Raw genomic sequence first — 26,247 nt, forward strand, 5'->3', positions numbered from 1 at the left:
CTTGTTAGGCCAAATTTTGCCGTCGAACGGCAGAATGTCCGCCCGTTGACCCACCACGCAGCCGTGAGTAACTTGCGAAATACGTCAGTTACCTGTGGGAACATCACCGGGAGGCACGGACAAGTGCGGAAGTTCGCCGCGTTGACGCTGGTCACAGCCATGGTCGCCCTCACGCCGGTGGCGAGAGCGGACGCCTCCGTGACCACGCTGCGCGGGATGTCGCTGGAACAGAAGGTCGGCCAGCTCTTCGTCACGTACGTCAACGGCCAGGCCGCCGACGTCCCGCACCCCAAGAACCAGACCGACTTCGGAGTGGCGACGGCCGCGGAGATGGTGCGCAAGTACCAGCCGGGCGGCGTCATCTACTTCAACAACTCGAGCCGCGACAACATCGACACCCCCAAGCAGATCGCGCAGCTCTCCAACGGCCTGCAGAAGGCCAGCCGGATCCCCCTGCTCATCTCGACCGACCAGGAGATGGGTCTCGTCACGCGCATCGGCCCGCCGGCCACCCAGTTGCCGGGCAACATGGCCCTCGGCGCCGGCCGCAGCACGAAGGACGCCGAAGAGGCCGCGCGCATCACCGGCCAAGAGCTCCGCGCGATGGGCATCAACCAGAACTTCGCCCCGGACGCCGACGTCAACTCCAACCCGGCGAACCCGATCATCGGCGTGCGGAGCTTCAGCAGCGACCCGAAGCTCGCAGCTGACATGGTCGGGGCGCAGGTCCAGGGCTACGAGGGGCGCCGCTGGTTCGACCTGAGCTCGGTCACCTCGACCGCCAAGCACTTCCCCGGCCACGGCGACACGTCCGAGGACAGCCACACCGCCCTGCCGGTCTCGAACCGCAGCCTCGACCAGTGGCGCCAGATCGACGCGCCGCCGTTCAAGGCCGCCATCGCCGCCAAGATCGACTCGATCATGACCGCGCACATCCAGGTGCCGCAGATCGACCCGTCCGGCAACCCGGCCACGCTCAGCCCGAAGATCATCACCGGCCTGTTGCGCGACGAGCTGAAGTACGACGGCGTCGTCATCACCGACTCGCTGGAGATGGCGGGCGTCCGCAAGCTCCACTCCGACGCCGAGATCCCGGTGCTGGCCATCAAGGCGGGCGTCGACCAGCTGCTGATGCCGCCGAACCTCGGTCTCGCGATCGACAGCGTCATCAAGGCCGTCCGCAGCGGTGAGATCACCGAGCAGCGCATCGACCAGAGCGTCCTGCGCATCCTGAAGATGAAGCTCCTGCGCGGCGTCATGCTCACCGCCGAGGTCGACGAGAACAAGGTCGACCAGGTCGTCGGCTCCAACACCCAGAGCGCCCAGGCCATCGCCGACCGCACCATCACGGTCGTCCGCAACGACGCTCAGGCGATCCCCCTGAACGCCACCGCTCCCCTGGTCGTCGGCACCAGCGACGGCCCGGCCTCGGCCCTGGCAACGCGACTCAAGGGCACCAAGGTCGTCACCGCGACGAGCCCCACCCCGGCACAGATCCAGCAGGCACTCACAGCAGCGGCGAACGCCGACAAGATCGTCGTGCTGACCAACAACGCGAGCACCAGGCCGGCTCAGGTCGACCTGATCAACCAGCTCGTCGCCACCGGCAAACCGGTCATCGCGGCCGCCACCGGCAACCCGTACGACGTCGCCCACAGCAACGCCAAGACGTGGCTCGCCACCTACTCGACCACGACGGTCTCGATGGAGGCGCTGGCCAGGATCCTGCTCGGCGAGGCCAAGCCGCAGGGCAAGCTCCCGGTCGACGTGCCCGGCCCGACCCCCTACCCGTTCGGACACGGAGTGACCTGGTGAGAAGGCGGAGCTTCCTCGCGGCAAGCGCCCTGTCCGTCCCCCTCGTCAGCACAGCCACCGCCAACGCGACCCCGAAGCTCGCCACCGCCTCCGAACAACTCGCGCAGGACGGCTGGCGCAAGCTCAAGGGCCGCAAGGTCGGCGTGCTCACGAACCCGACAGGCGTCCTCAAGGACCAGACCCACGTCGTCGACTCGATGGTCGCCCACGACGCCAAGCCGACCGCCGTCTTCGGGCCAGAACACGGCTTCCGCGGCACGGCACAGGCGGGTGGCTCCGAAGGCGACTACGCGGACCCGCGCACCGGCATCCCGGTGTACGACACGTACCAAGCCAACCCCGCGAAGATCCAGGCGATGTTCACGAAGGCGGGCATCGACACGGTCGTGTTCGACATCGCGGACGTGGGCGCGCGCTTCTACACCTACATCTGGTCGCTGTACCAGGCGATGGAAGCGGCCAAGGACCTGGACTTCATCGTCCTCGACCGCCCGAACCCCATCGGTGGCGGCGCGAACGGCCCGCAGCTCGACCCGGCTTACGCGACCTTCGTGGGCCTGAAGCCGATCGTCCAGCAACACGGCATGACGGTCGGCGAACTGGCCCGCCTCTTCAAGGGCGAGTTCGACCTCAAGACCAAGCTCGAAGTGGTCAACGTCAGGAACTGGCGCCGCAACCAGCTCGACACCGGTCTGCCGTGGGTCCCGCCGAGCCCGAACATGCCCACCCAGGACACCGCGCTGGTCTACCCCGGCACGTGCCTGTTCGAGGGCACGGTGCTGTCCGAGGGCCGCGGCACCACCCGCCCGTTCGAAACGGTCGGCGCGCCCGGCATCGACTGGCGCTGGGCCGAAGCACTGAACGCCCTGAACCTCAAGGGGATCAGGTTCCGCGAGACCTACTTCTCGCCGACGTTCAACAAGTTCCAGGGCAAGACCTGCGGCGGTGTCACCCTGCACGTCACCGACGCGGCCGAGTTCGACGCCATCAAGGCTGCCGTCGCCATGCTGATCACCGCGAAGTCGTTGTACCCCGCCGTGTTCGCGTGGCGTCCCGACAACTGGATCGACAAGCTCAGCGGCTCCGACCGGCTGCGCAGGATGATCGACGCCCAGGCTCCCCTGGACGAGATCACCGGTGCGTGGCAACAGGAGCTCCAGCAGTTCCGCCGCACCCGCCTGCCCTACCTGCGCTACCGGTGAGGACGCCATGCTCATCCCTGCCTTGGCCGTCGCACTCGTGACGACGGCAGTACCCGGCCACTTCGACCAGCCCCAGGACGGCTTCGCGAACCGCTGGACGACGCTGCGCGAGTCGAACCCGTTCTGGGCGAACCTCGACCCGGAGCCGATCAACGCGGCCCTGCGCCGGCTCCGCGAGTTCCAGAAGCCCCAGGCCAACGGCAAACCGCTGTTCGCCGGTGCCGTCACGATGTACGTGCACGGCGGCAAGATCGTCACGCACGACCGCACCGGCTACGCGGTTCTCTACTCCGACCAGCAAACCCAGCTGCCGGAAGAAGAACGCGTCCCGATGCGCAAGGACACGATCTTCGACTTCGCCTCCATCTCCAAGCTCTTCACCTCGATAGCGGTGATCCAGCAGGTCGAGCAGGGCAGGGTGAGCATCGACGAGAAGGTCGCCACCTATCTGCCCGAGTTCGGCGTGAACGGCAAAGAGAACATCACCGTCAAGCAGCTCCTCACACACACGAGCGGCCTTGAGCCGTTCATCCCGCTGTGGCAGAGGTACCCGGACGTCCCGTCACGCATCAAGGCCGTGATGGACGTGAAGCCGAAGTCCACGCCCGGCACCACGTACGTCTACTCGGACCTGAACCTGATCACGCTCGGCGAGCTGGTCTTCAAGGTCAGCGGCAAGAAGCTCGATCAGGCGGTCAAGGACGGCATCACCAGGCCGCTCGACATGAAGGACACCGGCTACAACCCGAAGGCCAAGGACCGCACGGCCGCAACGGAGTTCCAGTCGGCACCGCCACGCGGCATCGTCCGCGGCGAGGTGCACGACGAGAACGCGTGGTCCCTCGGAGGAGTAGCGGGCCACGCCGGTGTCTTCGGCACGGCAAAGGACCTCGCCGTCCTCGGCCAGACGATCCTCAACGGCGGCACGTACAACGGCCGCCGGATCCTGACCGAGCACTCCGTCGAGCTGATGCTGACGAACTTCAACCAGCAGTTCCCCGACAACGCCCACGGCCTCGGCTTCGAGCTCGACCAACGCTGGTACATGGGCGGGCTGAGCGGTCCGGGAACAGCAGGTCACACCGGCTACACCGGTACGTCGTTCGTGATCGACAAGGCCTCGCGGTCGATCGCGATCCTGCTGTCCAACCGCGTGCACCCGAGCCGTGACTGGGGCAGCGTGAACCCCGCCCGCCGGGTCGTCGCCGACGGTCTGGCCAACGCGCTCGCGGTCCAGTCGCACGGAAAGCAATGGCGTGCGACGACTTCCGGCGGCACGCTCACCACGGACCGTCCGGTCGAGGTCTTCGTGGATGTCGACAAGGGCGACAAGCTGACGATCCAGCACTGGAACGGCACGGACTGGCAGGACGCGCGCACCATCACGACGACCGGACGCCGTTGGGTGCCAACGGAATCCGTGAAGACCAGGTTCGTCTACACCAAGGCGGGCCTGTACAACGGCCGAGGCGTCTACGTGCACGCCCGTGGCGACGTCACGGCCGAGGGTTGGTCAGTGGCACGCCGCTAGCACCTCGGTGAACAGCGGGAGCGCCCGTGGAAACGCGGGCGCTCCGAAGCTCACCACGATCCCCGTCCGGTCGTCGTCGCTCAGCTCGTGCCGGAACCACGAGAGAGGGCTGACCTCGATCCCACGTTCGCGCGCGGTCTGCACGATCGCCGTCTCATGCGGTGTGTCGAGCACGGCGTGCATTCCCGCCGCGATACCGGACACCGACGCGTACGGCGAGACAGCCTCCACCAGCCGATCGCGCCGCCGTTGGTATTTGAGCCGCATCCGCCGCACATGGCTGTCGTAGGCGCCGCTTTCCAGGAAATCGGCCAGGATCAGCTGGTCGAGCATGCTGATGTGCTGCTCACGGTCGGTCTTCAGGGCCAGGATCGGGTCCACGAACCGGTCCGGCAACACCATCCAGGCGATCCGCAACGCCGGTGACAACGCCTTGCTGGACGTGCCCAGATAGACGACGTGCTCCGGATCCAGTCCCTGCACGGCTCCGACCGGCTGCCGGTCATAGCGGAACTCGCCGTCGTAGTCGTCTTCCAGCACAAGGCCGTCCACGCGCCGTGCCCACTCCACGGCCGATGCGCGCCGCCGTGGGTGCAAGGGACCGCCCAACGGGAACTGGTGCGCCGGCGTCAACACACACGCACGCCGGTCATCGGGCAACTGCTCGGTGTTCGCACCGTGGTCGTCCACCGCCAACGGCACTGTCGACTTCCACAGCGAGCGGTGGAAACCCAGCCCGTACTCCTCGACGACGACCGGCGGCTTCAGCAGCCGGTCGAACATCCCCACCGCGCCCCCGAACCCCGAACACACCACGATCCGTTCGGGATCGGCCCGCACCCCGCGCGCCCGCGCCAGGTACTCGGCCAGCGCCGTCCGCAGCTCGATGCGCCCCCGCGGGTCCCCCGGCCCGAACGCCTCCGAGGGCGCCGCCGTCAACGCCCGGCGGGTGGACCGGATCCACTCGGCGCGCGGGAACTCGGTGACGTCGGGCGTGGACACCGTCAGGTCGAACCGCACCTCCGCGCCTGGCTCCGGCCGCTTCACCGGTGGCGGTGGCTCGACCCGTTGCGCGACAACGGTTCCCGATCCCTGACGCGCGGTCAGCCACCCCTCGGCGACGAGCTCCGCGTAGGCCTCGGCGACGGTGTTCCGCGCGATTCCGAGATCAAGAGCGAGTGACCGCGAGGCGGGCAGCCTCGTACCGGGAGGCAACCGCGCCGACCGAACCGCTTCGCGCAGCGACGCCGTCAACCGGTGCCGCAGACCACCCGGACCGGACAGGTCCAGGTGGAAGTCCAGATTGGCCCACGATTCCACGACCAGATTGCACCATGCCCAGGGCCAATCAGCGTCATAAGTTTCTACTCATGACGAACCGAATCGACCTCGCCAAGAAGGCACCGAAGGTCTACCGCGCCATGATCGCCCTCGACGCCGCGGCCCGCGAGGGTCTCGACGAGCAGCTCGCCGAGCTCGTCCGCATCCGGGCCTCCCAGCTCAACCACTGCGCCTACTGCCTCAACATGCACACGGTCGACGCCCGGAAGGGCGGTGAGACCGAGGCCCGCATCTACCTGCTCAACGCGTGGCAGGAAGCCGGTGACCTCTACACCGAGAAGGAGCAGGCCGCGCTGCGGCTGACCGAGGCCATCACGGTCCTGAGCAGCCACGAGTACGTCAGCGACGAGGTCTACGAGCGGGCCGCGAAGCACTTCGGAGAGGAGGAACTGGCCCAGCTCATCGCGCTGATCTTCACCATCAACTCGTGGAACCGGATCGCGGTCTCCACCAGGAAGGTGCCCGACGTCCACTAGGAACCTGCCGAGAGAGTGACTTTCGGACACACTCCGTTGACCCTCGGAGTGGCGGTTAGTAAGTTTCCCACGTGTCCACTGAAAGCAGTGCCGAGTCCAGTCCACTGGTGAAGATCCGGTCGTTGCTGCCGGGTCTCGCGCGCGCCGAGCAGCGCGTCGCGAAGGTGGTTCTGGAGAACCCCGGAACTGTCGCGCACCGCAGCATCACCGAGGTCGCCGAGCAGGCGGGCACCAGTGAGACGACGGTGACGCGGTTCTGCAAGGCCATCGGCGTGGGTGGATATCCGGAGCTGCGCATCGCGCTCGCCGCCGACACCGCCCGCAGCCAGGCCAGGGCCAACCACGACATGGGTGGCGACATCGGACCGGGCGACGACCTCAAGCAGGTCGTCGGCAAGGTCGCGTTCGCCGACGCCCGCGCCGTCGAGGAGACCGCGGAGCAGCTCGACATCGAGTCGCTCGACAAGGTCGTCCAAGCGGTCGCGGGCGCCCGTCGTGTCGACGTCTACGGCTTCGGCGCGTCCGCGTTCGTCGCGTTCGACCTTCAGCAGAAGCTGCACCGCATAGGGCTCACCTGCTTCGCGTGGAACGACACGCACATCGCGCTGACGTCGGCCGCCGTCCTGACCCCCGCGGACGTTGCCGTCGGCATCTCGCACACGGGCTCGACCTCGGAGACCGTCGAGGCTCTCCGCGTCGCCCGCGAGACCGGCGCCACCACCGTCGCCCTGACGAACTTCCCGCGCTCGCCCATCACCGAGGTCGCCGACCACGTGCTGACCACGGCCGCGCGCGAGACCACGTTCCGCTCCGGCGCGATGGCGAGCCGCATCGCCCAGCTCACGGTGATCGACTGCCTGTTCATCGGCGTCGCCCAGCACCACGTGGACTCGGCGAAGACGGCGCTGGAGGCGACCTACGAAGCCGTGTCCGGCCATCGGCTCGGTGCCAGACCAGACGGCCGGCGACGGCCGCGGGAGACGACTAAATGATCTCCCCCCGGAACGGTGTGGTGGTGCGCGTGGAATCTCCGACCGAGCAACGGAACCCGCGGACCACGGACATCGACCGGGTACCCACGATCGACGTGCTGCGCATGATCAACGACGAGGACCGCACGGTCCCGGCCGCGGTCGCGCAGGCTTTGCCGGACCTGGCCCGCGCGGTCGACCTCGGCGTCGCGGCGATCATGTCCGGCGGCCGCGTGCACTACGTCGGCGCGGGCACGTCCGGCCGGTTGGCCACGCTGGACGCCGCTGAACTCGTCCCCACCTTCAACGTTCCCGGCGACTGGTTCATCGCCCACCACGCCGGCGGTCCGGAAGCCCTCGTCCGCGCCGTCGAAGAGGTGGAGGACCACTCCGGCGCCGCCCAGATCCGCCGCCATGCCACCGGAAAAGACCTGGTGGTGGGCGTGACGGCGTCCGGGCGCACACCGTTCGTGATCGGCGCCCTGCAAGAGGCGCAAACGCTTGGCGCCCACACGGTGCTGGTGTCGAACAACGCGTCGGTGCCGTTCACCCCGGACGTCCTCGTCACGCTGAACACCGGTCCCGAGGCCATCGCCGGCTCCACCCGGATGAAGGCGGGATCGGCCCAGAAGCTGGTCCTGACCTCGTTCTCCACCGCGGTGATGATCAAGCTCGGGCGCACCTACTCGAACCTGATGGTCAGCATGCGCGCCACCAACGCGAAGCTGCGCGGCCGGACGATCCGGATCCTGCACGAGGCCACCGGCCAGCCCGAGAACGCGTGCGAGCAGGCGCTGGCGGACGCGTCCGGCGACCTCAAGGTAGCGCTCGTGCACCTGCTTTCCGGCGCACCGACCGAACGTGCGGCCGCCGCGTTGGAGGACACGAAGGGCCACGTCCGCAACGCCCTGGACCGGCTAGCCGGCTGACACGACGTCCGGCCCGAACACCTCGTAGTGGATGTCGGTGACCTTCGCCGCGAGCAACTGGGCCCGAATCTCGCGCAGGAACGGCACCGGCCCGCACAGGTAGGCGGTCGCGTTCTTCGGGATCTCGACGCCGCCGAGGTGGACCAACCCGGTCCGCTCGGCCGGCCACTCCCCGATCGGACGCTCGTAGAAGACGTGCGCCTGCGCGTCTTTCAGCTTGGCCACGAGCTGGGCGAGCTCGGCGCGGAACGGGTGCGAGAGCTGGTCGCGGTCACCGTGCAGCGCGACCACCCGCCGCGGCGAGCCGGTGGCGGCCAGCTCGGCGAGCATCGCGATCATCGGCGTGCAGCCGATCCCCGCGGACGCGAGCAGCACCGGGCCGTCACCGGGTTCGAGCGTCACGTCCCCGCACGGCCGGCTGAGCTTGAGCGTGCTGCCCACCGGCGCGAAGTCGTGCAGGTGGTTCGACACCTCGCCGTCCCGCTTCACCGAGAACTGGAGCGCGTCGTCGGCCCGTCCGGAGAGGCTGTACTGGCGGATCTGCCGGGAGCCGTCGGGAAGCGGGACGTGCACCGACACGTACTGACCGGGCCTGTTCGCGGGCACCGGACCGGTGACCGGCCTGACCACGAACGTCGCCACCTCGTCGGTCTCCTGGAACCGGGCGACCACCCGGTACTCCTGCTGTCCGCGCGGCACGTCGCGCTCCAGTGCCATCAGCGCGTCGGCCATCAGCCAGTAGACCTCGCTCCAGGCCGCCGCGATCTCCGGCGTGACGTTCAGGACCTCGGCGACCGCCGCGAGCAGGTGGTCGTGCACGACCGCGTACTGGCCGGAGGTGACGCCGACCGAGACGTGCTTGTGCGCGACGCGGCGCAGCATCGCGTCCGGCTGCTTCCCGGCGAGCAGTCCGGACGCGAAGGCCGCGATCGACCCCGCCAGAGCCTGGGCCTGGGTGCCGTTGGCCTGGTTGCCGCGGTTGAACATGAACCGCAGCAGGAGCGGGTGCTCGGCGAACATGCGGGCGTAGAACAGCCGGCTGATCTCGCCGATGGTGGCGCCGACCGCGGGCAGGGTGGCCTCGAGAAGTTCGGCGGACTTCGGGGACAGCATCGGGGAACTCCGGTGGGTTGAACGACGAGGTCCCCGACGGACAGCGGATCGAGTGAGGTGCGGAAGCCCCGCAGTCTACGGCGACGGTGAGGCCGGCCTGTTACGCGGCTCACATGCTCGTCATCCCGGCAAAACCGGGCGCCACGGGATCGGCGTCGACAGCACCATCGCGCTCGACGTCTCCCCGTGGCTCGCGAGCCGCACGAGCAGCCGTTCCAGCTCCAGGATCGACGTCGTCACGACCTTCACGACCGAGCAGATGTCGCCGGTGAGCCGCACGACCTCGACCACCTCCGGGCAGTCGTCGAGCAGTTGGGGGTGCACCGTGATGCACCGCGGGCCGTAGCACTTCATGCGCACCAACGCGACGACCGGACGTCCGACCACGGTGGGATCGACCACGGCGCGATAGCCGGTGATCGCGCCCATGTTCTCCAGCCGGCGGACCCGTTGCGCGACCGTCGGCGGCGAGACGTGGACCCGGCGCGCGAGCTCGTTGTACGACAGGCGCGCATCCTCTTGGAGTGCCTCCAACAGGGCCTTGTCGACCTCGTCCAACATGAACACAAAGCTACCCGGTGATCTGTTTTGCGTTTGGAAGAAGTTCGGCGCGAACGCCTTTCATCGCCCATTCAGGTGACAGGCCGTTCCGGCAACGATTGACCCCATGAGCTGCCCCGTGTCCCCCAAGCTGGATTTCGGCGGCACCACGCCGTACGAGGACTACGTGCACGCGTCGGTGTTGCACACCCTTCAACAGCAGTGGTCCAAAGATCCCCGCGAGATGTCGTTCCTGGTCATCACGCAGGTGATGGAGCTGTACTTCGGCCTGCTCTGCTTCGAGTGGCGACAGGCCCAGACCGAACTGCGCGCCGACGACGTGCGGGCTGCCGTGCGCACGCTCCGACGTTCCGACCTGCACCTCCAGGCGCTCTCCGCGGCCTGGCGGCCGATCGCGCGCATGACTCCGACCGAGTTCAACTCGTTCCGCGACGCGCTCGGCGAGGGGTCCGGCTTCCAGTCGGGCATGTACCGCGAGATGGAGTTCCTGCTCGGCGAGAAGTCCGCGTCGATGCTCGTGCCGCACCGGGCCGTTCCCGCGATGCACGAACAGCTGGAGAAGTCGCTGGCCCTGCCGTCGCTCTACGACGACGTGCTGGCCGCGTTGAAGCGCAAGGGTTTCGACGTCCCGCAGAGCGTGCTGGACCGCGACCTGACCAAGGCCTACGAGCCGTCGGCCGAGGTCGAGCAGGTGTGGGCGGCGATCTACCGCGGCAACGACCGCGACCTGCTGGAGCTGGGCGAGGCGCTGACCGACATCGCCGAGGAGTTCGCGCGCTGGCGCTACGACCACCTGCTCGCGACCCGGCGGTCGATGGGCTCCAAGGTCGGCACGGGCGGCTCCGCCGGTGTTGCATGGCTGGAGAAGCGCACCCAACGAGCGGTGTTCCCCGAGCTGTGGACCGCGAGGAGCTACGTCTGATGCGCGAGCAGTTCGACATCCCCGAAGGTGTCATCTACCTCGACGGCAACTCCCTCGGCGCACCACCGAAGCACGTCGCCGAGCGCGTGCAGGAGGTCGTGAAGCACCAGTGGGGCAACCGGTTGATCCGGTCGTGGTCCGAGGGCTGGTGGGAGGCTCCGCAACGGATCGGTGACCGCATCGGCCGGCTGATCGGAGCCGCGCCCGGACAGGTCGTGGTCGGCGACTCGACGTCGGTCAACGTCTACAAGGCGTTGATGGGCGCGGTGAAGGGCACCGAGCGCACCGAGATCGTGTGCGACGAGTCGACGTTCCCGACCGACGGCTACATCGCTCAGTCGGTGGGCGAGCTGACCGGGCTGAAGGTCCGCGCAGCTCGACCGTCCTCTTTGGACTTGACTGAGGACACCGCCGTGGTGCTGCTCAACCACGTCGACTACCGGACCGGCGCGCTGCACGACATGAAGGCGCTCACCGAGCAGGCGCATGATGTTGGGACACAAGTGGTCTGGGACCTCTGCCACAGCGCGGGCGTCTATCCGACCCAGCTCGACGAGATCGGTGTCGACTACGCGGTCGGCTGCACCTACAAGTTCCTGAACGGCGGACCGGGCTCACCCGCGTTCATCTACGTGCCGAAGCACAAGCAGGCGACGTTCGAGAACCCGCTGTCGGGCTGGAACGGCCACCGCGCGCCGTTCGCGATGGAAGCGAGCTACGAACCCGACCCCGGCATCGCGCGCGCACGCGTCGGCACGCCGGACATCCTGTCGATGCTCGCGCTCGACGCGGCCCTGGACGTCTGGGACGGCGTCGACATGAAGGCCCACTGGGCTCGCGGGATGACGCTGACCAGCCTGTTCCGCTCCTACATCGAGCAGATGACGTCGCTCGAGGTCATCACGCCGAACACGTTGCCGCGCGGCCACCAGATCTCGGTGCGGTGCGAGAACCCCGCCGGCGTGATGGCCGAACTGATCGCACGTGGCGTGATCGGCGACCACCGGCCGCCGGACATCCTCAGGTTCGGCATCGCGCCGCTCTACATCGGCGAGCAAGAGGTGAAGCGCGCGGCCGAGATCCTGGCCGAGATCGTCAACTAGCGAGTGCGGCGTCCGCGATGCTCTTGGCCTCGCGGGCGCCCGCCTCCAGCGACGAGCACACGAACAGGATCCACTGGGTCAGGCCTTCCAGAGACCCCGACGCGAACGCCACCGAGGCGGCCTCGTACTCGGCCGAACGGCGCAGGCACGCCACCTCGGGCACACCGAGGCCCTTGGGGTCGAGGCCGGTGGAGATCGACGTCATCCGGGCCGCGGCACGGGCGATCACGCCGTTGGCGACGTCGAACGGCGCCAGCCCGAGCAGTTCGCCGTGCACGACGGCGACGACGATCGGCGCCGGCACGGACGTTCCGCCGGTGACCAGCGTCCCGAGCATGTCGAGCCGCTGCGAGACGACCGCGGAGACGCGCGGCCGTCCGACTTCGGCGGAGAGGTCGGCGGCGGCGAGGACGTGCAGCTTCGCGAGAGCCTGCAACGGCGCGCGCTGCCACGTTCCCACCAGTCCGCCCAGTGCCTCGGCGATCCGCAAGGCCCCTGCCAGCACCGGATCCGAGACCTCGCCGGACTCCGGGATCTCCGTCGGCCCGCCCTCCAGAGCGGCCGACGCACGCGCCGCGCGGACGGACGCCTCCGCCGCCGTCGTGGCCCAGCCACGCAGGTTCACCCGATGGCGGTGCACCTGGAAGACGGCGTCCTTGGCGGCGTTCGCGGCGTCTGCCACGCCGGGCAAGGAAAGCAGCGGAGCGAGAGGATCGGTCACGGTGGCGCAGAGTACCTGACCAGGTGAAACGCGTGACCCAGCTCACTGACCGGACCGCTGAGCGCGCAACTGCGCCCGTTCAACGCGCCACACGTGCCTGGACCAGACAAAACGGGTTACACAATGACAGCCGTGTTACCCACCTCCCCAGATTGGTCTGAACCTTTTGAGGGAGGAGCCTGTTGGAAGTGAGCTGGCTCGCACTACGGTCAGTACCCGCATCCCCAACCGGTCTGGACATTCCAGGAGGTCTCGCACCATGACGCAGTCGCCAGGCCAGGGCAACGCTCTGGACAACCTGCTCACGGAGAGCAGGACGTTCCCGCCTTCCGACGAGTTCGCGGCACAGGCGAACGCACAGCCAGAGCTGTACGAGGAGGCGAAGGCCGACCGCGAGGCGTTCTGGGCGAAGCAGGCGGAACGGCTGCACTGGGACACCAAGTGGGACCAGGTGCTCGACTGGTCGGACGCGCCGTTCGCCAAGTGGTTCGTGGGCGGCAAGCTCAACGTGGCCTACAACTGCGTCGACCGCCACGTCGAGTCCGGCCACGGTGACCAGGTCGCCATCCACTGGGAGGGCGAGCCCGGCGACTCCCGCGCCATCACCTACGCCGAGCTCCAGCGCGAGGTCTCCAAGGCCGCGAACGCGTTGACGTCGCTGGGAATCGGCGCCGAGGACCGCGTCGCGATCTACATGCCGATGGTCCCCGAGGCGATCTTCGCGATGCTCGCGTGCGCCCGCGTCGGCGCGATGCACAGCGTCGTGTTCGGCGGCTTCTCCGCCGAGGCGCTGCGCACCCGCATCGAGGACTCCTCGTGCCGGCTCGTGATCACGACCGACGGCCAGTTCCGCCGCGGCAACCCCTTCCCGCTCAAGCCCGCCGTCGACGAGGCCGTCGCCGCCGCGCCGTCCGTGGAGAAGGTCATCGTCGTCAAGCGCACCGACACCGAGGTCGCGTGGACCGACAAGGACGTGTGGTGGCACGAGCTGGTGGACTCGCAGTCCGACCAGCACACCCCCGAGGCGTTCGACTCGGAGCACCCGCTCTTCATCCTCTACACCTCGGGCACGACGGGTAAGCCGAAGGGCATCCTGCACACGTCCGGCGGCTACCTCACGCAGGCGTCGTACACGCACCACAACGTGTTCGACCTCAAGCCGGACACCGACGTGTACTGGTGCACCGCGGACATCGGCTGGGTCACCGGCCACAGCTACATCGTCTACGGCCCGCTGTCGAACCGCGTGACGCAGGTCGTCTACGAAGGCACGCCGAACACCCCGCACGAGGGCCGCCACTGGGAGATCGTGCAGAAGTACGGCGTCTCGATCTACTACACGGCGCCGACGCTGATCCGCACCTTCATGAAGTGGGGCGCGGACATCCCGGCCAAGTACGACCTCAGCTCGTTGCGCGTGCTGGGTTCGGTCGGCGAGCCGATCAACCCCGAGGCGTGGATCTGGTACCGCGAGAACGTCGGCGGCGGCAAGGCTCCCATCGTGGACACGTGGTGGCAGACCGAGACCGGCGCGATCATGATCTCGCCGCTGCCCGGCGTCATCTCGACCAAGCCCGGTTCGGCGCAGCGCCCGCTGCCCGGCATCGGCGCGAAGGTCGTCAACGACGAGGGCGTCGAGGTCCCGGCCGGTGGCGGTGGCTACCTGGTGCTGGACGAGCCGTGGCCGTCGATGCTGCGCGGCATCTGGGGCGACGAGGAGCGCTACCGCGACACGTACTGGTCGCGCTTCAAGGAGCAGGGCTTCTACTTCGCCGGTGACGGCGCGAAGTACGACGCCGACGGCGACATCTGGCTGCTCGGCCGTGTCGACGACGTGATGAACGTGTCCGGTCACCGCATCTCGACCACCGAGGTCGAGTCGGCGCTCGTGTCGCACCCGACCGTGGCCGAGGCGGCCGTCGTCGGCGCGTCCGACGACACGACCGGCCAGGGCATCGTGGCGTTCGTGATCCTGCGCGGTGGCGCGGGTGCGGACGCCGGCGGCGCGGACGCGATCAAGGCGCTGCGCGACCACGTGGCCAAGGAGATCGGCCCGATCGCGAAGCCGCGTCAGATCATGGTCGTGCCGGAGCTGCCGAAGACGCGCTCGGGCAAGATCATGCGCCGCCTGCTGCGCGACGTGGCCGAGAACCGCGCGGTCGGCGACGTGACGACGCTGGCCGACTCGTCGGTCATGGACCTGATCTCGGCGGGTCTGCAGTCGGGCAAGTCCGAGGACTGATCTGCGTAAACGTGACGGGCGTCCTCACTCGAGGGCGCCCGTTCGCGTTAAGATCGCATCTAGGTGAGCCGGGAAGTCTGGTCGGCACGAGTATTCGTGTACCTGTCGACCGCCCTGGGAGCCCTGTGTCTCGCAAGATCGCTGATTTCGCTCGTTACCTGCGCACGGAGACCGTGGGCGGAACCGTGTTGCTCGGAGCCACGGCCGTCGCCTTGCTGTGGGCCAACTCCCCGCTCGCGCCGAGCTACTTCGCGTTGCGGGACCTCCATCTTGGACCGTTGTCGGTCGGCGACTGGGCCAAGGACGGTCTGCTGGCCATCTTCTTCTTCGTCGCCGGGCTGGAGCTGAAGCGCGAGCTCGTCGTCGGCGAGCTGTCCAACGTGAAGGCCGCCGCCCTGCCGATCATCGCGGCCGTCGGCGGGATGATCGTGCCCGCGCTGATCGCGTTGTCGATCGGCTGGGGGCAACCGGGAATCGAGAAGGCCTGGGCGATTCCGGTCGCGACGGACATCGCGTTCGCGCTGGGTGTGCTGGCGCTGACGGCGTCCGGGCTGCCGTCGAGTCTGCGGGTGTTCCTGCTGTCGCTGGCCGTCGTGGACGACCTGGGGGCGATCATCGTGATCGCGATCCTGTTCACGGCGCAGTTCAACCTGCTCGCGGCCGGGGCGGTCGTGCTGCTGCTGGCGCTGTACTGGTTCCTCCAGCACAAGAGGATCACCAGCGCCTGGATCTACGTGCCGATCGCGCTCGCCACCTGGTGGTTCATGCACGAGTCGGGCGTCCACGCCACGATCGCGGGCGTCGCGCTGGCGTTGCTGACGCGGGTGAAGCGCGACCCGTACGAGCAGGAGGCACCCGCGGTCCGGCTGGAGCACCGGCTTCAGCCGTTCTCGGCCGGGGTGGCGGTGCCGGTGTTCGCGCTGTTCGCGGCGGGTGTGCCGGTGGGCGCCGAGGCGTTCGGGAAGCTCTTCTCGGACAAGATCGCGATCGGTGTGATGGTCGGGCTGGTCGTCGGCAAGGTGATCGGGATCGTCGGGGCCTCCGCGCTCGCGGTGTGGTTCAAGGCGGCGGTGTGGCCGTCCGGCGCGGGGCCGCGGGACATCGTGGCGGTGGCGGTGCTGGGCGGGGTCGGGTTCACCGTCAGCCTGCTGATCGCGGAACTCTCACTCGATGAGGCGGAGACCGCGAAGGCCGCTGTGCTGCTCGCCTCGATGATCGCGTCGCTGCTCGCCGCGGTGTTGCTCATTCGCCGGAGCCGGGCGCATGGCACCATGTCCGAGTGACCACCAGGGAACACATCGCGTCGATTCCGCTGACCGCAGACGACCCGACGGCCGAGGCGTCGCTCGGCGGTCTCGTCCGTGATGCGACCGCCCACGTGTCGACCTTGGTCAGAGCAGAGGTCGAGCTCGCGAAGGGCGAGATCACGGCCGAGATCAAGAAGGGCGTGAAGGGCAGCGTCTTCTTCATCGTCGCGCTGACGATCCTGTGCTTCAGCCTGTTCTTCCTGTTCATGGCTCTCGGATTCGGCTTCGCCGAGTGGTTCGGCTGGGGCTACTGGGCGGGCTTCGGGCTCGTGTTCGGCGTGATGCTGCTCAGCGCCGTCGCCTTCGCCTTCCTCGGCTACCGCAAGGTCAAGAAGATCAGGGCGCCGGAGAAGTCGATCGCGGCCGCGAAGGACACGGTCGCGGCCCTGACTCGCAGGGGCGACGACAACTGAGCCGCAAACCCGACCCGTCCGTCGTGCGGGTCGCGGGTCCGTGGACGCACCGCGACGTCTCGGCCAACGGCATCCGCCTGCACGTCGCCGAACTCGGCGAGGGACCTCTCGTGCTGCTGCTGCACGGGTTCCCCGAGTTCTGGTGGTCGTGGCGGCACCAGCTGACCGCACTGGCCGAGGCCGGTTATCGCGCCGTGGCAGTCGACCTGCGCGGCTACGGCGACTCGGACAAACCCCCGCGCGGCTACGACGGATTCACACTCGCAGGTGACATCGCGGGCCTGGTCAAGGCGCTCGGTGCCCAACGCGCACACCTGGTGGGTCATGCGTGGGGCGGCGCCACGGCGTGGACCGTCGGCGCGATGCATCCACGCGTGGTCTCGTCGATCTCCGTGCTGTCCGCACCACACCCGCTGGTGACGCGCCGGGCGTTCCGCAGGCATCCCCGGACGAACTCCCACGTGCTGCGCTTCCAGCTACCGATCTACCCGGAACGCTGGCTGACCGGCGAGAACGGCCTTCAGGTCGCCAAGCTGCTGTCCGCGTGGACCGGGCCGAAGTGGCGGACGGCGCCCGAGTTCGACGAGGTCATCCGCCGCTGCCGGCAGGCGATGACGATTCCGGGCGTCGCCCACAGCGCGCTGGAGTACTACCGCTGGGCGGTGCGCTCGCAGCTCCGCAGCGACGGCCGCCGGTTCGCCGAGGCCGTCGACAAGCCGATCCAGGTGCCGGTGCTCCAGATCCACGGCGCGCTGGACCCGATCGCACCGGAGGCCTCGGCGCTCGACTCGCGGCCGTGGCTCGGCGCGGGGTCGGAGTTCCGGAGCCTGCCCGAGGTGGGGCACTTCCCGAACCAGGAGGCGTCCCACACCACGAGCAGGTTGATCACCGAGTTCCTGCGGAAGACGAGCTGAACGCGTTCTTCAGAGTGCCGGTCGGGTCGTCCGGCAGATCCGTCGAGCGCCAGGCGACGTAGCCGTCCGGCCGGACCAGCGAAGCGCCCTTCGCGGACAATCCGAACACGTCCAGCTGCTCGACCCGTTCGTACTGGACGCCTGCTTGCCCGGCAGCCTCCTCCCACTGCGGGTGGTCGGCGACGAGCACCCAGCCGCGTTGGAACAAGTCCACAGTGGACTTGCCCGGCTCGATCCACACGTGCGGGGCGCGCGTACCCGGCTGGCCGTTCCACTGCTCGGGGAGCTGCGCCGGCGGGAGCTCCGGGCCCGCGCCGAGCACCGCGTCCGAGCGGTAGAGGACGCCGAAGTGCATCGCGTTGTTGTCGATCAACGGCGCGTCCTCCGGCTCACCGTCGCGGTTGTGGCCGTCGTTGCGCGCGAAGATCTGCTGGTGGCACAGGGTGGCGACCGGGCGTCGTTCCGCGTCGTAGGTGTCCAAGAGGGACGGTCGTGACTCGCCGCCGATGACCGCCGCGAGCTTCCAGGCGAGGTTGTGCGCGTCCTCGATGCCGACGTTCGCCCCGAACCCGCCGCGGCTCGGCGGCAACGTGTGCGCGGCGTCGCCGGCCAGGAAGATCCGTCCAGCCGAGAACTGGTCCGCGACCGCCGCGCTGATCGTCCAGCGGCCCGTCGTGATGATCTCGATCTCCAGGTCGTCGCGGCCGATGGCCTGGACGATCTTCTGCCGCAGCTCGGGCTCGGTGTACTCGCGGTCGTCGAGCATCAGCACCCAGCGGCCGTCGCCGTAGGTGGTCAGGAAGCCGACGCCGTCGATCACGAACTGACCGATGCCGTCCTTCAGGTACTCCTGCAGCGGCGCGCGGAACAGCACGCTGCGGGAGGTGTGCATGAAGCCGCGGCCGGTGCGCGTGATCCCGAGCTGTTCGCGGACCGGGCTGCGGTGGCCGTCGGCCGCGATCAGGTAGCCGGCCCGGATCTCGTACGGCTCGCCGTCGCCCTGCACGATCGCCGTGACACCCTCGTCGTCCTGCGCGAACTCCAGCATCCGGGTGCTCATCCGGATGTCCGCGCCCAGCTCACGGGCCTTGTCCCGCAGAAGCGGCTCCATCTTGTCCTGGGCCACCCCGACGCCCTTGGACGGCGAGTACTCGATGTCGGACAGCTGCGCCGGTGGCGTCCAGAAGGTCTCGTCGAACTTCTTCCCGACCAGGCTCTCCGCCCGGACCCGCCGGACGCCGAAGCCCTTGGTCATCCTGCTCACCGGCAGTTCGCCCTCCAGGCCCACCGCACGCAGCAACTCGCCCACCCGAGCGTTGAAGCCGACCGCCCGCGGATGCGGTGAGCTGCCCGGATGCTTCTCCACCAGCGTCACGTCGACCCCGCGCCACGCCAGGAACAGCGCGGCCGACGTCCCCGCCAGTCCCCCACCCACTACCAGCACCGAAGTCTTCATCGCATCCTCCCGATACGCCGTATCACTCAATACACTGTATCGCGATGAGACGCTGTATTGTCCAGTCCGATGTCGAACGAAGCCGTGTGGGACCGCCCAGAGCCGCCCAGCAAGCCGTCACCGACCCCGTTGAGCAGGGACCTGATCGTGAACGCCGCGATCAGGCTCGCCGACGGGGGCGGGCTCGACGAGGTGTCGTTCCGCAAGGTCGCGGCCGCGCTGAACGCCGGCCCGATGCGCCTCTACGGCTACGTCGAGACCAAGGCCGAACTGCTGGACCTGATGGTCGACGAGGTCTACGGCGAGATCACGCCGCCGTCGCCGTCAGCGGACTGGCGAACGGGCCTGCGGCACGTCGCGCACGGCGTCCGGGACGCGGCGAAGCGGCACGAGTGGTTCATCGACCTGCTCAGCAACCGCCCGCACCAGGGCCCGAACGCGCTCACGCACATGGAGACCACGCTCGCCACGGTCCGGTTCGAGAACATCGACGACGTGCTCGGCGCGGTCGGCGCGGTGATGGCGTACGTGTTCGGGGCCGTCCGCGGCGAGATCACCGAACTGCGCGCGGAACGGTCGACGGGCATGACCGAGGAGCAGTGGCAGCGAGCGTCCGGTCCGTACATGCAGCGGATGCTCGCCACCGGCCGGTTCCCGACGCTGGCCAGGGTCATGCACGAGTCCAGCGACAGCGACCCCGCGCACAGGTTCGAGGTCGGCCTCGACTACGTGCTCGACGGCATCGCTACGAGGCACAACCCTGCGTAGACGCCCGCTTCGTCAGGGTCGGCGCCTTCTGCACCATCGCCTGCACCTGCTGGGCCGTGAGCACGAAGCCCGTCTCCGGGTCGTCGACCGCCGCACCGAACACCACGCCCATCACCCGGCCGTTCGGGTCGACCAGCGGGCCACCCGAGTTGCCGGACCGGACCTCGGCCCGAACGGTGTAGACGTCGCGCGTGACCGTCTGGGCGTCGTAGATGTCCGGGCCGCGCAGCAGCGGAATCCGCTCGCGCACCCGTGCCGGTGAGGACTTGTACGGGCCGTCGAGCGGGTAGCCGAGCACGATGCCGTCCTCGCCCGGCTGCACCTCGTCCGAACGGAACTGCAGCGGCGTGGCCTCCAGGTCCGGCACCGCGAGCACGGCGATGTCCGTGCGCGGGTCGTAGGAGACGACCGTCGCGTCGAACTGGCCGCGGCCGACCTCGACCGTCACCTCGTTCGTACCTGCGACGACGTGCGCGTTCGTCATGACCCGCTCGGGCGCGATGACGAATCCGGTGCCTTCCAGCGCACGTGAGCACGACGGCGCACGACCGCGGACCTTGAGCACGCTCGCCTGGAGCCGTTTCGCGACCGGGGAGTCCGCGAGCTGGGTGTTCGGCGGCTCGACCTCCTTGAGCGGCGTGCGGTTGAACGGGTCCATCGCCGCCGGGAAGCCCGAGACGTCGAAGAGCTTCTGCAGGTCGCCGGACAGCACGCGGGCGGCCTGCGGCATGGTCTGGTCGACCTTGCCGAGGATCACCGACTGCTTGAGCGACGACGTCAGGTCCGGCAGGCCGACGACCGAGGTCAGCGGCAGCGCGATCATCCACGCCACGATGAAGACGACGAAGCCCTGCACGATCGCGCCCAGGGCGTTGTCCGCGCCCCTCAACGGCGACGCGTTGACCCTGGCCTTGATCGTCCGGCCGATGTAGACACCGATCGTCTCGCCGAGCGCGACGAGCAGCACGACGACACCGACCGCGAACACGACCTTGGTGACGACGTTCTCGAACTGGGACACCAGCAGCGGAGCGATCTGTGTGCCGAGGATCAGGCCGACGAGCACACCGACGAACGCAGGCAGCGCGACGACCATGCCTTGCCTGGCCCCGGACACCGCGGCGATCGCGGCGAGGCCCAGCACGAGCAGGTCAACCCAGTTCAACCTGAAACCTCCGCCTCACTGTGTAGCGCGCAACGCTAGTTCAAGGTCACGCACATCGGTCGCATCCCACGGCTGTTCCCAGCCGCCGAGTGCGATCAGGCCGTTGATCAACCCCGCGGTGAATCCCCACACCAGCATGCCCGGCGCGGAGAAGGCCGCTCCGACGTAACCCGCGGGGTGACGCACCCGGAACCTGTTGGCAGGATCGGCGAGGTGCGCGACCGGCACCCGAGCGACCGCGGCGGTCTCCGCCGGATCGACTGGTGCGACGGGACTCGGCTGTTCCCAGTAGGCGAGCACAGGCGTGACCACGAACCCGGACACCGGCACGTACAGCTCCGGCAGCAAAGCAAGTGGTCTCACTCCTGACTCAAGTACACCGGTCTCCTCGTAAGCCTCGCGTAATGCCGTGCCCACCGGCCCGTCGTCGGTGTCGTCGCACGCGCCGCCGGGGAACGCGACCTGACCCGGATGCGAGCCCAGCGTGTCCGAACGGCGTAGCAGCAGGATGTCGGGCCCGTGCTCCTCGGACTCCCCGAACAGCATGAGCACCGACGCCTTGCGATAGGCACGCGCCGGCGGGCGGGGGTCGCGCATGAACGTTCGTGCGTCGATCTCCCCGGTCGCCTTGGTCAGGCCCTGCATCCAGTCGGGTGGCTCTGTCGCCTCCGTCATCGAACCGCCTTCTCCACCTGTTCCGGCGCGGTGAAGTACGGCGGATCGGTGATCTGCCGGACCTGACCGTCCGCTGATACGTAATACGTAGCGGGAAGCGTTATCGGCGCCTTGACTCGCTTGCGCAGTTCATCGGCCTCGTCGTGCACGGACGGCAACCGCACGCCGAGGCGGGCGAGCAGTTCCAGGCCGTCCGCGTCCCTGCTCTGCACAAGAACTGGGACGACCGGCACGGCACCTGGTTGCTTCGCATAGGTTTCCAGCACGGGCAGCTCCTCCTGGCACGGCTGGCACCAGGTCGCCCAGAAGTTGATCAGGAGCGGGCCCTTCAGCGCGAGGTCCGTCCGGGTGCCGTCGCCGAGGCACGTCACGCCCACGCCGCCCTCAGCCCCCGGCACGCACGGCCGGAGCTGGGCCTGCGCGCGCAACGCGGCGATGTCCTGCGTCGGGCGGGCGGACGTGGGCGGTGGCGGCGGTGATTCGTCACGAGGCCACAGCGCCACGACGCCCGCCACGCCGAGGACGAGCACGACGGCGAGCCAGCGCGTGCGGTTGTTCACCCTCCTAGCTTCTCACCGGCCCGTACTCGCTCGGCGAGCTCGATCAGGTGGGGCTTCTCGTCGCCCTTCACGAGCTTGGCCGCTTTGTCCGGGTCTTCCGGTCCGAGGCCGTACGACGGGCAGTCCTTCATCAGCAGACAGGCCCCACACGCAGGGGTTTTGGCGTGGCAGACGCGGCGGCCGTGGAAGACGATCCAGTGCGAGGCCATGGTCCAGTCGCGCTTCTCGATGAGCTCACCGATGGCGTGCTCGACCTTGACGGCGTCCTCGAGATCGGTCCAGCCCCAGCGGCGCACGAGGCGGCCGAAGTGGGTGTCGACTGTGAGCCCGGGCACATCGAACGCGTTGCCGAGAACCACGTTGGCCGTCTTGCGTCCTACACCAGGGAGCTTGACCAGCTCCTCCATGTTGCCGGGAACCACACCGTCGTGCTGCTCCACAAGGGCAGCACCGAGACCCATAAGAGACGTTGCCTTGTTCCGGAAGAAACCGGTGGGGCGGAGCATCTCTTCGAGTTCCGTCCGGTCGGCGCCGGCGTAGTCGGCGGCCGTCGGATACTTCGCGAAGAGCGCGGGAGTGACCTCGTTGACCTTCTTGTCGGTGCACTGCGCGGACAGAATGACCGCCACGACGAGCTCGAGCGGCGTGGTGAAGTCCAGTTCGCAGTGCGCGTCGGGGTATCCCTCGGCCAGCACGCGCACCATCCGGCGGGCCCTGCGGGTCAGGCCGAGTTTGGTTTCCGGTTTCTTGGTTGCGGGCACTGATCCAGAGTAGTCAACACGCCGGACCCACCCCCTAGATCCGCACTCGAATCCCTCATGCGCCAGACTTCGGAGCATCATGACTGCCTGGTTTGTGATCGTCGTTCCGATCGTGATCATGTTCTTCGCGCTCTTCATGGAGCGCGTCGAAGCGAAGCTCCGGCACGTCGCCGTGCAGGAGAACGAGGTCGAGGAGTTCCTGGAGTCCGCCAGGCCTGAAGAGGTCAAGGCGCTCTACGGACACGGCATCGGTCGCGCCCTTGACATGTTCCGCCTCCGTCGCCGCGGCCGCGGTGGCACGCGCAAGCGCGTCCGCTAGATGGCGTAAGCTGGCTCGTTGGGCTTCTGGATCGAGCCAGTCGGGTTGTTCCTAGTAAGACGGCGAGCCGAGCGGCGATCCACAAGAGAGCCCTTAGACTGCAACGCAGTGATCGGCGGCACGGCGCTGACTCCACCAAAGATGGTGGTAGGCGTGCCGTCGCGTCGATTAGGAGGGACGAGGTGGACGAGACCCTGGCGCGAGCGGGCATCTTCCAGGGGGTGGACCCGGCGGCTGCAGAGGCGCTGGCGACGACCCTGGAGACGGTGGAGTTCCCGCGTGGCCACGTGATCTTCGCGGAGGGTGAGCCGGGCGATCGCCTGTACATCATCCAGTCCGGCAAGGTGAAGATCGGCCGCAAGTCGCCGGACGGCCGCGAGAATCTGTTGGGGATCTTCGGGCCCTCCGACATGTTCGGCGAACTGTCCATTTTCGATCCTGGCCCCCGCACGTCGACTGCGACGACGGTGACCGAGGTGCGCGCGGTGTCCATGGACCGCCCCGCGCTCCGACAGTGGATCACCAACCGGCCGGAGATCGCCGAGCAGTTGCTGAGGGCCCTGGCCCGCAGGCTGCGCCGGACGAACTCCATGCTGGCCGACCTGATCTTCACGGACGTGCCCGGCCGCGTCGCCAAGGCGTTGTTGCAGCTCGCGCAGCGCTTCGGCTCGCAGGAGGCCGGTCTGCTCCGCGTCACGCACGACCTGACGCAGGAGGAGATCGCCCAGTTCGTCGGCGCGTCCCGCGAGACCGTGAACAAGGCTCTGGCCGACTTCGCGCACCGCGGCTGGCTGCGCCTGGAGGGCAAGAGCGTGCTGATCCTGGACCCGGAGCGCCTCGCGCGCCGCGCCCGCTAGTCAGAACGCAGAGCACGAAACGCAACGGAGCCCCGGGCAGTCAACGGGGCTCCGTGCGCGTGCAGGCCACAAGCACGCGACGGAGCGCCGATCGGCGCGCCAGGCACCGCGAGCACACCACGGATCGCCGCCTAGCGCGCCAGGCATCGCGAGCGCGCCACGGCTCTCCGCCTAGCGCGCCAGGCATCGCGAGCACGCCAAGGATCTCCGCTTAGCGCGCCACGGATCGCCGCCTAGCGCGCCAGGCACCGCGAGCACGCCACGGCTCTCCGCCAAGCGCGCCAGGCACCGCGAGCACGCCACAGATCGCCGCCAAGCACACCAGGTATCCGCGAGTTCGCCACGGATCGCCGCCAAGCGCGCCAGGCACCGCGAGCACACCAAGGATGGCCGCTTAGCGCGCCAGGCATCCGCGAGTTCGCGCTGGTCATCCGTTCGCCTCTTCGTCGTGATTCGGCGAAGCCCAATCAGGGCGAAGCGGCGGACGGATGACCAGCTACTCGGCGAACGAGCCGGAGTCTGCGGAGCAGCGACCAAAAACACAGAGGACCGGGCGCCACCCCCGACGTGGCGCACCGGTCCTCTGTGTGCACAGCTCATCCCCCGACGAACCGTGCCTTCCCTCCCTCTGGCGCGCAGGCCCCGACCCTCAAGCCAGAGGTTGGTCTCGGTTGGTGAGTCAACTTTCGCATGTCGGCACCCCGACTGCTCAAGCCCTTTCACCCTCAAGGACCTCGTGTGTGGCCGATTCGTTGCATGTTTCACCCGGTCATCCCATTCCCGTGACCCAATCGCAACCATCGTGACCCTGCGCACCCGATCTGGTACATCCGTACCAACTTTGGCATACTGGTACACATGTCCCACTCCGCCCGTCTCTCCGACTACCGCGCTGCCCTGACGACCCCCGGCATGCGCGGACCTGTGGTCGCGTCGCTGCTCGCCCGCCTGCCCATCGCGATGGTCGGGCTCTCGCTGCTGCTCTACGTCGAGCGCGCGACGGGATCGTTCGCGGTCGCCGGCATGGTCTCGGCGGCGGCGCTGACGGGTGTGGCTCTCGGTTCCGTCGTGCAGGGCCGGCTGATGGACCGCTTCGGTCCCACCCGCCCGCTGCTCGCGGTGACCGGACTCTTCGCCTTCTTCGTCACCGTCTCCGTGCTCGCCGTCGAGGCGGGCGCGTCGGTGTTCGCGCTGGTCCCACTGGCCCTCGGCGTCGGCGCCACCGAGCCGATGGTGGGCTCGGCTTCGCGTGCGCTGTGGGAGCGGATGGTCCCCGCGGGCCCGACGCGGATGGCGGGCTACGCCTATGAGGCGATCAGCATGGAGGTCTTCTTCATCCTCGGACCGGGTCTCGCCGGTCTGCTGCTGGCCGCGCCGTGGGCGGGCACCGGTGTTCTCGTCGGTTCTGCGCTGATGGTCGTGGGCGCGTTGTGGTTCGCGTTCAACCCGGTCGTGCGCGCCTGGGGCCCGGTCGTCCAGGCTCCGCGCCCGTTGCTCGGTGCGTTCGCCTACCCCGGCATGCGCACGGTGGCGCTGGCCGCGCTCGGCTTCGGTGTGACCATCGGCTTCGTCGAGGTGGCCGTGCCGGCGTTCGCGAAGGCAGCGGGCCACGCCTCGATGGGCGGCCTGATGCTGTCGCTGTGGTCGATCAGCTCGGTGATCTTCGGCGTGCTGTACGGCATGCGCCCGTGGCCGCGTCCGATGCACCTGCGTCTGCCGGTGCTGCTGGGCGGCTTCGCGCTGCTGGCGTTCCTGCTGGCGATCCCGGCCACGCTGATCGGTCTGGGCGTCGCGCTGTTCCTGGTCGGCACGCTGATCACGCCGCAGTCGACCGCCCACTCGGCGGCGATCGAGCAGGTCACGCCGAACGGCATGGCCGCGGAGGCGTTCGGCTGGGTGATCACCTCGGTGACCGTCGGCCTCGCCATCGGCCAGGGCCTGTCCGGTCAGCTGATCGAGCACTTCGGCACGCGGCCGGCGTTCATCGCTTCGGGCATCGCCGGGCTGCTGATCGCGCTGGCGGTCTGGCTGCTGCGCGGCACTGTGCAGCGCGGCGTGCCCGCCGAGGTACCGGTGCGGTCCGAGATGGAGCTTGCGGCTCGCTGAGCCGGCTCGTTCTCGGAAG

General features: G+C 68.6%; 25 protein-coding genes. 16 read left to right on the forward strand and 9 right to left on the reverse strand.

The window, feature by feature from the left end; translation table 11 throughout:
- Positions 1-159: 159 nt before the first annotated feature.
- The 3 genes from BM417_RS16645 to BM417_RS16655 are packed head-to-tail and all read left to right on the forward strand — an operon-like array spanning position 160 to position 4,548.
- Entirely contained in the window at positions 160-1,815 is a 1,656-nt protein-coding gene (locus BM417_RS16645) for a glycoside hydrolase family 3 protein (RefSeq protein WP_093596054.1), read from the forward strand.
- The gene (locus BM417_RS16650; RefSeq protein WP_093594347.1) at positions 1,812-3,017 is read left to right on the forward strand and encodes an exo-beta-N-acetylmuramidase NamZ family protein; all 1,206 of its coding nucleotides are present in this window, start codon (positions 1,812-1,814) and stop codon (positions 3,015-3,017) included. Before BM417_RS16645 ends, BM417_RS16650 begins: the two co-directional genes overlap by 4 nt.
- A gap of 7 nt (positions 3,018-3,024) precedes the next feature.
- Positions 3,025-4,548: a serine hydrolase domain-containing protein gene (locus BM417_RS16655; protein WP_093594350.1), complete on the forward strand. Its 1,524-nt coding sequence runs from the start codon at positions 3,025-3,027 to the stop codon at positions 4,546-4,548.
- On the opposite strand, the gene pdxR is transcribed toward BM417_RS16655, so the two are convergent.
- On the reverse strand, positions 4,531-5,868 hold the full coding sequence (gene pdxR / locus BM417_RS16660) for a MocR-like pyridoxine biosynthesis transcription factor PdxR (protein ID WP_245821953.1): 1,338 nt from the start codon (positions 5,866-5,868) through the stop codon (positions 4,531-4,533). The genes BM417_RS16655 and pdxR overlap by 18 nt on opposite strands.
- A gap of 50 nt (positions 5,869-5,918) precedes the next feature.
- Here pdxR and BM417_RS16665 point away from each other — a divergent pair, with 50 nt between their 5' ends.
- From BM417_RS16665 to BM417_RS16675, 3 genes are all read left to right on the forward strand, one after another.
- Positions 5,919-6,365, forward strand: coding sequence for a carboxymuconolactone decarboxylase family protein (locus BM417_RS16665; RefSeq protein WP_093594356.1), 447 nt, complete (start codon positions 5,919-5,921; stop codon positions 6,363-6,365).
- A 71-nt stretch (positions 6,366-6,436) separates the two neighbouring features.
- Entirely contained in the window at positions 6,437-7,357 is a 921-nt protein-coding gene (locus tag BM417_RS16670) for a MurR/RpiR family transcriptional regulator (RefSeq protein WP_245821954.1), read from the forward strand.
- The gene (locus BM417_RS16675; protein ID WP_093594362.1) at positions 7,354-8,265 is read left to right on the forward strand and encodes an N-acetylmuramic acid 6-phosphate etherase; all 912 of its coding nucleotides are present in this window, start codon (positions 7,354-7,356) and stop codon (positions 8,263-8,265) included. Before BM417_RS16670 ends, BM417_RS16675 begins: the two co-directional genes overlap by 4 nt.
- Here the strand turns inward: BM417_RS16675 and BM417_RS16680 are convergent.
- Together BM417_RS16680 and BM417_RS16685 are read right to left on the reverse strand one after the other, a co-directional pair.
- The gene (locus tag BM417_RS16680; protein WP_093594365.1) at positions 8,254-9,378 is read right to left on the reverse strand and encodes a globin domain-containing protein; all 1,125 of its coding nucleotides are present in this window, start codon (positions 9,376-9,378) and stop codon (positions 8,254-8,256) included. The genes BM417_RS16675 and BM417_RS16680 overlap by 12 nt on opposite strands.
- Before the next feature lie 120 nt (positions 9,379-9,498).
- Positions 9,499-9,939: an Lrp/AsnC family transcriptional regulator gene (locus tag BM417_RS16685; protein ID WP_218164492.1), complete on the reverse strand. Its 441-nt coding sequence runs from the start codon at positions 9,937-9,939 to the stop codon at positions 9,499-9,501.
- A 106-nt stretch (positions 9,940-10,045) separates the two neighbouring features.
- Here BM417_RS16685 and BM417_RS16690 point away from each other — a divergent pair, with 106 nt between their 5' ends.
- Together BM417_RS16690 and BM417_RS16695 are read left to right on the forward strand one after the other, a co-directional pair.
- Positions 10,046-10,861: a tryptophan 2,3-dioxygenase gene (locus BM417_RS16690; protein WP_093594369.1), complete on the forward strand. Its 816-nt coding sequence runs from the start codon at positions 10,046-10,048 to the stop codon at positions 10,859-10,861.
- Positions 10,861-11,964 carry a kynureninase gene (locus BM417_RS16695; protein WP_245821955.1) on the forward strand — a complete coding sequence of 368 codons (1,104 nt, stop codon included), beginning with the start codon at positions 10,861-10,863 and terminating at the stop codon, positions 11,962-11,964. Before BM417_RS16690 ends, BM417_RS16695 begins: the two co-directional genes overlap by 1 nt.
- Here the strand turns inward: BM417_RS16695 and BM417_RS16700 are convergent.
- Positions 11,957-12,685 carry an oxidoreductase gene (locus tag BM417_RS16700; protein WP_093594375.1) on the reverse strand — a complete coding sequence of 243 codons (729 nt, stop codon included), beginning with the start codon at positions 12,683-12,685 and terminating at the stop codon, positions 11,957-11,959. The two genes, BM417_RS16695 and BM417_RS16700, sit on opposite strands and share 8 nt — an antisense overlap.
- A gap of 259 nt (positions 12,686-12,944) precedes the next feature.
- On the opposite strand from BM417_RS16700, the gene acs reads away from it, so the two are divergent.
- The 4 genes from acs to BM417_RS16720 all read left to right on the forward strand — a co-directional run bounded on the left by acs (position 12,945) and on the right by BM417_RS16720 (position 17,561).
- Entirely contained in the window at positions 12,945-14,927 is a 1,983-nt protein-coding gene (gene acs / locus BM417_RS16705; RefSeq protein WP_093594378.1) for an acetate--CoA ligase, read from the forward strand.
- Between the two features lie 125 nt (positions 14,928-15,052).
- Complete coding sequence (gene nhaA, locus BM417_RS16710) at positions 15,053-16,210, forward strand: Na+/H+ antiporter NhaA (RefSeq protein WP_093594381.1); 1,158 nt, start codon at positions 15,053-15,055, stop codon at positions 16,208-16,210.
- The gene (locus BM417_RS16715) at positions 16,207-16,647 is read left to right on the forward strand and encodes a phage holin family protein (RefSeq protein WP_218164493.1); all 441 of its coding nucleotides are present in this window, start codon (positions 16,207-16,209) and stop codon (positions 16,645-16,647) included. Before nhaA ends, BM417_RS16715 begins: the two co-directional genes overlap by 4 nt.
- Positions 16,644-17,561 carry an alpha/beta fold hydrolase gene (locus tag BM417_RS16720; RefSeq protein WP_093596060.1) on the forward strand — a complete coding sequence of 306 codons (918 nt, stop codon included), beginning with the start codon at positions 16,644-16,646 and terminating at the stop codon, positions 17,559-17,561. Before BM417_RS16715 ends, BM417_RS16720 begins: the two co-directional genes overlap by 4 nt.
- Here BM417_RS16720 and BM417_RS16725 read toward each other — a convergent pair.
- On the reverse strand, positions 17,533-19,017 hold the full coding sequence (locus BM417_RS16725; protein WP_093594384.1) for an FAD-dependent oxidoreductase: 1,485 nt from the start codon (positions 19,015-19,017) through the stop codon (positions 17,533-17,535). The two genes, BM417_RS16720 and BM417_RS16725, sit on opposite strands and share 29 nt — an antisense overlap.
- Positions 19,018-19,086: 69 nt before the next feature.
- Here BM417_RS16725 and BM417_RS16730 point away from each other — a divergent pair, with 69 nt between their 5' ends.
- Positions 19,087-19,785 carry a TetR/AcrR family transcriptional regulator C-terminal domain-containing protein gene (locus BM417_RS16730; protein WP_093594387.1) on the forward strand — a complete coding sequence of 233 codons (699 nt, stop codon included), beginning with the start codon at positions 19,087-19,089 and terminating at the stop codon, positions 19,783-19,785.
- On the opposite strand, the gene BM417_RS16735 is transcribed toward BM417_RS16730, so the two are convergent.
- Genes BM417_RS16735 through nth form a run of 4 tightly spaced genes read right to left on the reverse strand, consistent with a single transcriptional unit; the run spans position 19,763 to position 22,889 of the window.
- Positions 19,763-20,950 (reverse strand): MarP family serine protease, encoded by a 1,188-nt coding sequence (locus BM417_RS16735; RefSeq protein ID WP_093594390.1) that lies wholly within the window; start codon positions 20,948-20,950, stop codon positions 19,763-19,765. The two genes, BM417_RS16730 and BM417_RS16735, sit on opposite strands and share 23 nt — an antisense overlap.
- Positions 20,951-20,965: 15 nt before the next feature.
- Positions 20,966-21,625, reverse strand: a complete 660-nt coding sequence (locus BM417_RS16740) for an NUDIX hydrolase (RefSeq protein WP_093594393.1) — start codon at positions 21,623-21,625, stop codon at positions 20,966-20,968.
- Positions 21,622-22,185, reverse strand: coding sequence for a TlpA family protein disulfide reductase (locus BM417_RS16745; protein WP_093594396.1), 564 nt, complete (start codon positions 22,183-22,185; stop codon positions 21,622-21,624). The genes BM417_RS16740 and BM417_RS16745 overlap by 4 nt, the downstream gene beginning before the upstream one ends.
- Entirely contained in the window at positions 22,182-22,889 is a 708-nt protein-coding gene (gene nth / locus BM417_RS16750) for an endonuclease III (protein ID WP_245822020.1), read from the reverse strand. Before nth ends, BM417_RS16745 begins: the two co-directional genes overlap by 4 nt.
- Before the next feature lie 136 nt (positions 22,890-23,025).
- Between nth and BM417_RS16755 the strand changes: the two genes are divergently transcribed.
- The 3 genes from BM417_RS16755 (at position 23,026) to BM417_RS16765 (ending at position 26,228) form a co-directional block, all read left to right on the forward strand.
- A complete protein-coding gene (locus BM417_RS16755; RefSeq protein ID WP_093594399.1) occupies positions 23,026-23,265 on the forward strand; it encodes a hypothetical protein in 240 nt (79 codons plus the stop codon).
- A gap of 182 nt (positions 23,266-23,447) precedes the next feature.
- On the forward strand, positions 23,448-24,122 hold the full coding sequence (locus BM417_RS16760; RefSeq protein WP_030477589.1) for a Crp/Fnr family transcriptional regulator: 675 nt from the start codon (positions 23,448-23,450) through the stop codon (positions 24,120-24,122).
- A gap of 858 nt (positions 24,123-24,980) precedes the next feature.
- Positions 24,981-26,228 (forward strand): MFS transporter, encoded by a 1,248-nt coding sequence (locus BM417_RS16765; RefSeq protein ID WP_093594402.1) that lies wholly within the window; start codon positions 24,981-24,983, stop codon positions 26,226-26,228.
- Positions 26,229-26,247: the final 19 nt, after the last annotated feature.

The sequence above is a fragment of the Lentzea waywayandensis genome (assembly GCF_900115955.1).
Lineage (GTDB): Bacteria > Actinomycetota > Actinomycetes > Mycobacteriales > Pseudonocardiaceae > Lentzea > Lentzea waywayandensis.

Excerpts from the sequence above, each read along its gene's own strand:
- BM417_RS16645 (WP_093596054.1), top strand. The coding sequence starts at position 160 with ATGGTCGCCCTCACGCCGGTGGCGAGAGCGGACGCCTCCGTGACCACG.
- BM417_RS16655 (WP_093594350.1), top strand. The coding sequence starts at position 3,025 with ATGCTCATCCCTGCCTTGGCCGTCGCACTCGTGACGACGGCAGTACCC.
- BM417_RS16665 (WP_093594356.1), top strand. The coding sequence starts at position 5,919 with ATGACGAACCGAATCGACCTCGCCAAGAAGGCACCGAAGGTCTACCGC.
- BM417_RS16675 (WP_093594362.1), top strand. The coding sequence starts at position 7,354 with ATGATCTCCCCCCGGAACGGTGTGGTGGTGCGCGTGGAATCTCCGACC.
- BM417_RS16680 (WP_093594365.1), bottom strand. The coding sequence starts at position 9,378 with ATGCTGTCCCCGAAGTCCGCCGAACTTCTCGAGGCCACCCTGCCCGCG.
- BM417_RS16685 (WP_218164492.1), bottom strand. The coding sequence starts at position 9,939 with ATGTTGGACGAGGTCGACAAGGCCCTGTTGGAGGCACTCCAAGAGGAT.
- BM417_RS16690 (WP_093594369.1), top strand. The coding sequence starts at position 10,046 with ATGAGCTGCCCCGTGTCCCCCAAGCTGGATTTCGGCGGCACCACGCCG.
- BM417_RS16695 (WP_245821955.1), top strand. The coding sequence starts at position 10,861 with ATGCGCGAGCAGTTCGACATCCCCGAAGGTGTCATCTACCTCGACGGC.
- acs (WP_093594378.1), top strand. The coding sequence starts at position 12,945 with ATGACGCAGTCGCCAGGCCAGGGCAACGCTCTGGACAACCTGCTCACG.
- BM417_RS16725 (WP_093594384.1), bottom strand. The coding sequence starts at position 19,017 with ATGAAGACTTCGGTGCTGGTAGTGGGTGGGGGACTGGCGGGGACGTCG.
- BM417_RS16730 (WP_093594387.1), top strand. The coding sequence starts at position 19,087 with ATGTCGAACGAAGCCGTGTGGGACCGCCCAGAGCCGCCCAGCAAGCCG.
- BM417_RS16740 (WP_093594393.1), bottom strand. The coding sequence starts at position 21,625 with ATGACGGAGGCGACAGAGCCACCCGACTGGATGCAGGGCCTGACCAAG.
- nth (WP_245822020.1), bottom strand. The coding sequence starts at position 22,889 with ATGGTGCGCGTGCTGGCCGAGGGATACCCCGACGCGCACTGCGAACTG.
- BM417_RS16755 (WP_093594399.1), top strand. The coding sequence starts at position 23,026 with ATGACTGCCTGGTTTGTGATCGTCGTTCCGATCGTGATCATGTTCTTC.
- BM417_RS16765 (WP_093594402.1), top strand. The coding sequence starts at position 24,981 with ATGTCCCACTCCGCCCGTCTCTCCGACTACCGCGCTGCCCTGACGACC.